We start from the raw sequence: 7556 nt of genomic DNA on the forward strand, positions 1-7556 counted from the left end.
ATGGGTTAATCGACAATTTCTTGGTCCTTCCACTCAACTTTCGACATCTTACGAACCACCACAAACTCATCACGATTGGAACCAACCGGACCGTAATAGTTAAATCCGTAGGCCAGCTGAGCGTAACCCCCAATCATGTTGGTTGGCTTTAGACATAACCTTTCTACCGAGTTATGAACACCACCTCGATTGCCCGTAAGTTGACTTACTGGCATATTTACAGTGCGCTCCTGGTTATGATACATTATCAAAGCTCCAACAGGCACTCTTTGCGAAACTATTAGTCGTGCAACAGTGGCTCCGTTTGTGTTAAACACCTCTACCCAGTCATTATCAATTAAGCCAATGCTACCGGCATCTGTTTCGCTCATCCAAACAACGGGCCCACCACGACCAAGCGTAAGCATTATTAGATTGTCGGACCAAGAGGAGTGAATGGTCCACTTATTATGAGGCGTCATCATGTTAATTATCAGATAATCCTCATTATCACTAAGTTTATCCAACACCGACGCTATTGATTTTGTGTTAATGGGCGGTTTGTAGGTAACCATATTCTCGCCAAAAGCAACCATCCATGGATGATCTTGGTAAAGTGTTTGCCTGCCGGTGAGTGTCCGCCATGGAATAAGCTCATGGACGTTTGTATAGCCGGCATTGTACGAAACCGTTTCGGAATCAATGCCACTCCATATGGGAGAAGTAATAATTTTGCGTGGTTGTGCCAGTAAATCGCGAAAGCGAATTTTCTCATCTTCGCGCGATAAGGCAAGATGTGCATGTTTCAGTCCGGTGATGGCCTCCAGCGCCTTCCATGCTTTAACCGCAACATTCCCATTAGTTTCAGGTGCAAGCGCAAGAATTACTTCAGCAGCATCAATATCTGTATCAATTTTTGGCAAACCTTTTGTTTCACCCTCTTCTACAACAGTGTGGTTTAGCTGTGCCAAAAGGGTTAACTCAGCATCGGTATTCCAGTCGATACCCTTTCCACCGTTGCCAATGGTTTTCATGAGCGGTCCCAATGAGGTGAATCGCTTAAATGTTTCAGGGTAGTTGCGTTTTAGTGTTACAATTTTTGAGAAATTCACGCCAGGCTTTATATCCTTGCCAGAACGCTTCCAATCGATGGCATCCGTGGTCTCCGACAGCTCCATTGGCGAATCATGCTGAAGCGGCAGTAATACAACATCAGTCTCATTGCCGAGATGTCCTTCGGTCAGTTGGGAGAATTTTGCTGCAATACCCTTAAAAATATCCCAGTCGGATCTTGATTCCCAAACCGGATCGATTGCCTTGGAAAAAGGATGAATGAATGGGTGCATATCGCTGGTACTTAAATCGTTTTTCTCATACCACGATGCAGCCGGTAGTAGAATATCGGAATGGAGACCTGTGGTTGACATTCTAAAGTCGAGGGTCACAAGCAAATCGAGCTTTCCTTCTGGAGCATGGTCGTGCCACTTCACCTCGGCAGGCAACGTCTGCTCTGTCTCTTCTAGGTCTTTTCCTTGGATGCTATTTTGAGCACCCAGCAGGTGTTTCATAAAGTACTCCATCCCTTTGGCACTCGATCCTAGTAGATTCGATCGCCAAACGAATAGATTTCTCGGAAAGTTAGAAGGCTCATCGGGATCTTCGCTCGCCATAGCAAGCTTACCTTCCTGAAGTTGCGAAACAACAAAATCTTGAGGAGACATCTTAGCAGCTTCCGCTTCTTTAACTAGCAGTAGCGGATTTCGTCCCAATTGTGGAGAGCTTGGCAACCACCCCATTCGTTCTGCTCTTATGTTGCAATCGACAATTGATAGCTTATCCCACTCCGGTTTGTCCGCAAGAGGTGAAAGCAATTCGGATAGCTTTACCTTCTCATATCGCCACTGATCAGTGTGCAAATACATAAAGGAAGTTGTATTCATCTGCCTTGGAGGTCGGTTCCAATCAAGACCAAAAGCCATTGGAAGCCAACCTGTTTGCGGTCTAAGCTTTTCCTGACCTACATAATGCGACCAACCTCCTCCCGATTGACCAACACAGCCGCAAAAGACCAACATATTGATGGCGCTACGATAAATCATATCGGTATGAAACCAGTGATTTACGCCAGCACCAATGATAATCATCGACTTACCTTCGGTTGCAGCAGCATTTTCGGCAAATTGCATGGCCGTAGAAATAATATGCTGTGAAGGAACTCCAGTAATTAACTCTTGCCACTTAGGAGTAAAAGGAAGATTATCGTCGTAGCTCTTGGCTGCATTGGGATCTTCAAATCCTCTATCAATGCCGTAATTTGCAAGCATTAGATCAAACACGGTACAGGTATACACCTCCCCTTTTTGAGTCATCAACCGGCGAACAGGAACCTTGCGCTCAATAATATCGTTATGGTCGGTTGCAGAAAAATGTTCGTGCTTAAATGTCTCACCACCAAAATAGGGAAATTGAACATTAATAACCTCCTCATGATTTTCAATAATAGAAAGCATTGGGCTAATATTAGCCCCAGACTTGCTGTCCTTAAGTTCTAGGTTCCATTTCTGCTTCTTTTCCCACCTAGAACCAATGGTGCCATTAGGTACCACATAGTTCCCAGAAGCTTCATCAATTAATATCGGCTTCCATTCAGGATTATCACCAGCATTGAGGTTATTCTCCATGTCGCTGGCCCTAAGAATGGTGCCACACAAAAACTTTCCATCTTTTTCCTCGATTTTAACCAAAAAGGGTAAGTCGGTATACTGACGGGCATACCGCTCAAAATATGGAACTTTTTTATTGAGGTAAAACTCTTTCAGTATTACGTGGCCCATTGCCATACCCAGTGCAGCATCCGTTCCCTGTCGAGGCTTTATCCATAAATCGGCAAATTTCACAGCGTCGCTGTAATCGGGGGCAATAACTACCGATTTTGTACCTTTATAGCGCACCTGAGTATAAAAAGGAGAATCGGGTGTGCGAGTAAGAGGAACGTTAGAGCCCCAGAGCATAAGAAATGAAGAGTTGTACCAATCGGCACTTTCCGGCACATCGGTTTGTTCGCCCCATGTTTGCGGTGCCGCTGGTGGCAAGTCACAATAAAAATCATAAAAGCTGAGTACGGTTCCGCCCACTAGGCTGAGGTATCGTGTGCCAGCAGCATACGACACCATCGACATGGCAGGTATTGGCGAAAATCCAACTACCCGATCGGGACCAAATTTTTTAATGGTATATATATTGGCCGCTGCAATAATTTCGTTCACCTCCTCCCAATCGGCACGTACAAAACCACCCAATCCACGAGCTGCCTTATATTTATTTGAAATAACAGGATCACTAACCACAGCTTCCCACGCCTTTACTGGATCGGAAAGACGAGCCTTTGCCTCTTTATACGCTGCAACCAACTCACCACGAATCATTGGGTATTTTACTCTATTCGCACTATAGAGATACCATGAGTAGCTCGCCCCACGAGGACATCCCCTTGGTTCGTGATTGGGCATACCCGGTCGTGTGCGTGGATAGTCAGTTTGTTGGGTTTCCCACGTAACCAGCCCGTTCTTCACAAATATCTTCCATGAGCAAGATCCGGTGCAGTTAACTCCATGTGTGGATCTAACAATTTTATCGTGCTGCCACCTATTGCGGTACATACGCTCCCAACTACGATTTTCGTCAGTTATTGCCACGTAGTTATCAGCCGTTTTACCTACCGAACTGCTAAAATAGAACAACTTGTTTAAGAGACTCATGATGTACGCGTTTTAGATTGAACTTCAGACTAAGGTTTTCAAGACGCAGGATTAACCCTTAAAATACAATACGACGACGCTGTCTTTTTAAAACCAAAACGATGGCAATACTTATGCTCGCCAGTACTGCAAAGACAATAAAACCCATTGCATATCCTGCTCTTCCATTTGTGCTTGCAATGGCACCCATTATTGGAGGAATAGCAAAGCCACCAAATGCTCCAAGACCACCTATCCACCCTGACGCCCCTCCAATTGCCTTGGGCACATATTCGGGAACTAACTTAAAGACTGCTGCATTATTTATTCCCATTCCTATGGCTAGAAGCAAGGTGGTAGAAAAACCAACCACTACTGATTGATCGAAGGAAAGGATAATTGATGCAAATAGAACTATTGATAGTGAAATGAGGCTAACCGTTTCTCCCCCCATCTTATCTGCAAACTTTCCTCCATACACACGAATTAGGGAAGCTGTTATTGAAAATATTGCGGTAAATAGCCCAGCCTTTAGCACAGTGAATCCATGTAGCTGGTTCCAGTATACCGGAAACCATGCCGTTAGTGCAATAAAACCACCGAAAGTGGTAAAGTAAAGAGCCACCAGTGCCCAAGTATTCTTAACCTTGGCCGAATTAATAAGGCTATCCTTAACATTGCCTGCTGGGAAATTTTCCTGACCTAGAGCGATGGATAAATTCCTACTCTCCTCCTTGCTTTTTCCTGCCTTGAGATATTGGAAATAGTAGGAATTCTTGCCAAGAAATATATAGGTAATGGTGCCAAGAACTAAAAATAGGAACCATGCGAAATAAGCTGAATTGAAACCAAAACTCTGAAGATAGAAAGGGAGAATTACCGAAAAGAGCCCAGGAGCAAGATTTCCCAGACCAGCATAAGTTCCGAGGGCCATCCCCTGTTTACTTTTTGGAAACCAGTATGAAGTTTGCGCAATCCCAACAGAGAAGGTTGCAATGCCAGCTCCACTCAAAAAACCAAAAAACAGTATGAGACCATACAAACCATGCATATTATTTGGATAGGCAAAATTAAGCAGCATGGTAACACCGCCCAATCCAATCACCGATAGAAGCATGAGAATAAGGAATGGCTTTTTACCGCCAGTGGTATCTACCCATGCTCCAAATGGTATACGGAGTAATGAGCCAGAAAGAGCAGGTATGGCAACCAATAGCCCTATCATGGCCGGAGTTAACTCCATTGCCTCCTTAAACTTGATGGCAGTTGGGCCATAAAGTGAAACTGCTGCAAATCCAAAAAAGAAACCAAGCGTAGTTCCCAAAAGCCCTTGGCTGGGTGAACCCTTAACCGTAAAATTCTCCATTTTAAAAATACTCAAATAAGGTTTTATTCTGCAAGATGGCACAATACCTAATTACGAACTGTAACATTTGTTACAATGCCCAAATTAGTATCAGTTAACTGGGGGAAAATTGAAGTTGAAAAATCAAAGAACATTCTGTAATATAAATCATTAGAAGAGCTGATGAAACACTCACTTTGCTATCACAAATTTTATTCGAAGTTAGGTAACTGTTAAAACCACGCTCCTCTAATAATTCAAAATTGATACTCCATTGTTACTTATTCAGTTCGTCGAGAATTAATTGAATATCGTCTTGGCATTGCCCACAAACAGTTCCTGCTGTAGTTGCCTCACCAACTTCATCAACGGTTTTTAAGTGTTTCTCCTTAATGGCTTTTACAATTTCACTTCTGTAAATTTCATTACAGTTGCAAATGAGCTCATCCTGTTCCATCGTATACTTCTAATTAAGTTCAAATATTTTCATGTCTTCCTCAACGGTAGTGCTTACTTTAACACCGAACTTTTCCTGAACTATCTTTAATACATTCGGTGTTAAAAATCCGGGGAGTGTTGGGCCAATATGGGTATTCTTAATGCCAAGATAGAGCAGAGCTAGGTGAACAATTATTGCTTTCTGCTCATACCAAGCAATATTGAATATGATTGGCAACTTATTAATGTCATCCAAGCCAAGGACTTCCTTCAACTTTAAAGCCACAAATGCCCATGAGTAAGAATCGTTACACTGTCCTGCATCAAGCACTCTTGGTATTCCGTTAATGTTTCCGAGATTCAATTTATTGTAACGATATTTTGCGCAACCGGAGGTAAGTATAACGGTGTCTTTGGGTAGCTGCTTTGCAAACTCAGTATAGTATTCCCTCGCTTTTTGTCTAGCATCACATCCCGACATTACCACTATCTTTTTAATCGCACCGGAATTTACCGCTTCAAGAATCTTATCGGCCAGTGACAAAACCTGATTGTGAGCAAAACCAATGGTTATTTCCCCCTTTTCAATTTCTTGTGGTGGCTTACATTTCTTTGCCAACTCAATAATTTCAGAATAATCTTTGTGCCCATTTGGCAATTTCTTATCCAAAACTTTCCACTCCGGCATACCCGTTGCACCGGTCGTGAACACTCTATCGTTGTAGGTAGTAGTTTTGCGTGGAGGGACTAAACAGTTTGTGGTAAAAAGGATTGGACCGTTAAAGGTTTCAAACTCTTCCAGTTGACGATGCCAAGCATTGCCATAGTTACCCACGAGGTGCTTATACTTTTTCAACTTTGGATAAGCATGCGACGGCAACATTTCTGAGTGGGTATAAATGTCGATGTCCTTCCCTTCGGTTTGAATAAGCAGCTGCTCTATATCCTTTAAATCATGACCACTAATTAGTATGCCTGGGTTCTTACCAACCCCGATATTGACTGACGAAATTTCAGGATTTCCAAATGCGGAGGTGTTAGCTTTATCGAGCAATGCCATAACTTGGACGCCATGCTCTCCTGTTTGCAAAACTAGGTTTAGCATGCTACTTAAGTCTGATGGTTTTGTAATCTTTAAAAGAACCTCCTCAATGAAGTCATAAATATCTTGCTCCTCAAACCCCAAGTTAAACGCATGTTCGGCATAAGCGGCAATTCCTTTTAAGCCAAACAACACATACTGTTTGAGTGAACGAATATCCTCGTTTGTATCAAAATTGAGGGTGCTAACGTGTGTGGACTTTTCATGAAACTCGGCATCAGAAGTTGCACTCCAACCGACCATATCTTCCGTTCCTTTATAGCTCACTTTGATTTTTAGAGCATCGCGTAAACCATTGCAAGCCTTAATTGCATCTATAATTGATCGATCATCAAAATTCGCATTGGTAATGGTCATAAAGAGACAGTTAACAATGTACTTACTCTCAGCATTGGTATTAATCCTCTTTTTGCGAGCCTCAATAGCAACTGCGGCTATTCCTTGGCACGCATACACCAGCAAATCTTGAAGGTTGGCTGTGGCCTCCTTTTTACCACAAACACCGTTAATAGTACAGCCAGTGTTTTTTGCTGTTTCCTGACATTGATTACAAAACATTGACATGGCAATTAGTTTAAAGGTATAACCAATAGAAGTGAATTCAATAGAATAGGTAATCAGAGTCAAAGTTCTATAAGTGCAATGTACGGCTAAAAAAAAAGTATTTAAAAAGAAACTCTATTAATTATTCTTAAAGAGTTAAAATCCAAACAACTTTTGCATTCAACCTAGCATGCAAAATGTTTGGTAACAGAAGTTGATATTTGTTTGTAACAGATAAAAACCAGTATTTAATTGCTAATAATAACTTTAGAAATAAACTACCTCGCAGCAGAGCTGACGAGGTATTAAAACAAAGACAGTTGCTGACTGTGTATCTTTATATATTCTTTTTCTCGACCTTGACCCTTTACATACGCTTGTATTGTAGATTCATCTCCATGCTTACCTACTG

Annotated in this window: 4 protein-coding genes; all 4 read right to left on the bottom strand. The window is 42.2% G+C overall.

The annotated features are described in order from the left end of the window. Window positions 1-5 precede the first annotated feature (5 nt). On the bottom strand, window positions 6-3737 hold the full coding sequence (locus tag VMW01_11720) for a nitrate reductase subunit alpha (GenBank protein HUW06918.1): 3732 nt from the start codon (window positions 3735-3737) through the stop codon (window positions 6-8). A gap of 58 nt (window positions 3738-3795) precedes the next feature. Next, a complete protein-coding gene (locus tag VMW01_11725) occupies window positions 3796-5082 on the bottom strand; it encodes an MFS transporter (protein HUW06919.1) in 1287 nt (428 codons plus the stop codon). Between the two features lie 256 nt (window positions 5083-5338). Further along, on the bottom strand, window positions 5339-5518 hold the full coding sequence (locus VMW01_11730) for a (2Fe-2S)-binding protein (GenBank protein ID HUW06920.1): 180 nt from the start codon (window positions 5516-5518) through the stop codon (window positions 5339-5341). Window positions 5519-5527: 9 nt separating this feature from the next. Further along, on the bottom strand, window positions 5528-7165 hold the full coding sequence (gene hcp, locus VMW01_11735; GenBank protein HUW06921.1) for a hydroxylamine reductase: 1638 nt from the start codon (window positions 7163-7165) through the stop codon (window positions 5528-5530). Window positions 7166-7556: the final 391 nt, after the last annotated feature.

Origin of the sequence: Williamwhitmania sp. (assembly GCA_035529935.1) — a bacterium.
GTDB lineage: Bacteria > Bacteroidota > Bacteroidia > Bacteroidales > Williamwhitmaniaceae > Williamwhitmania.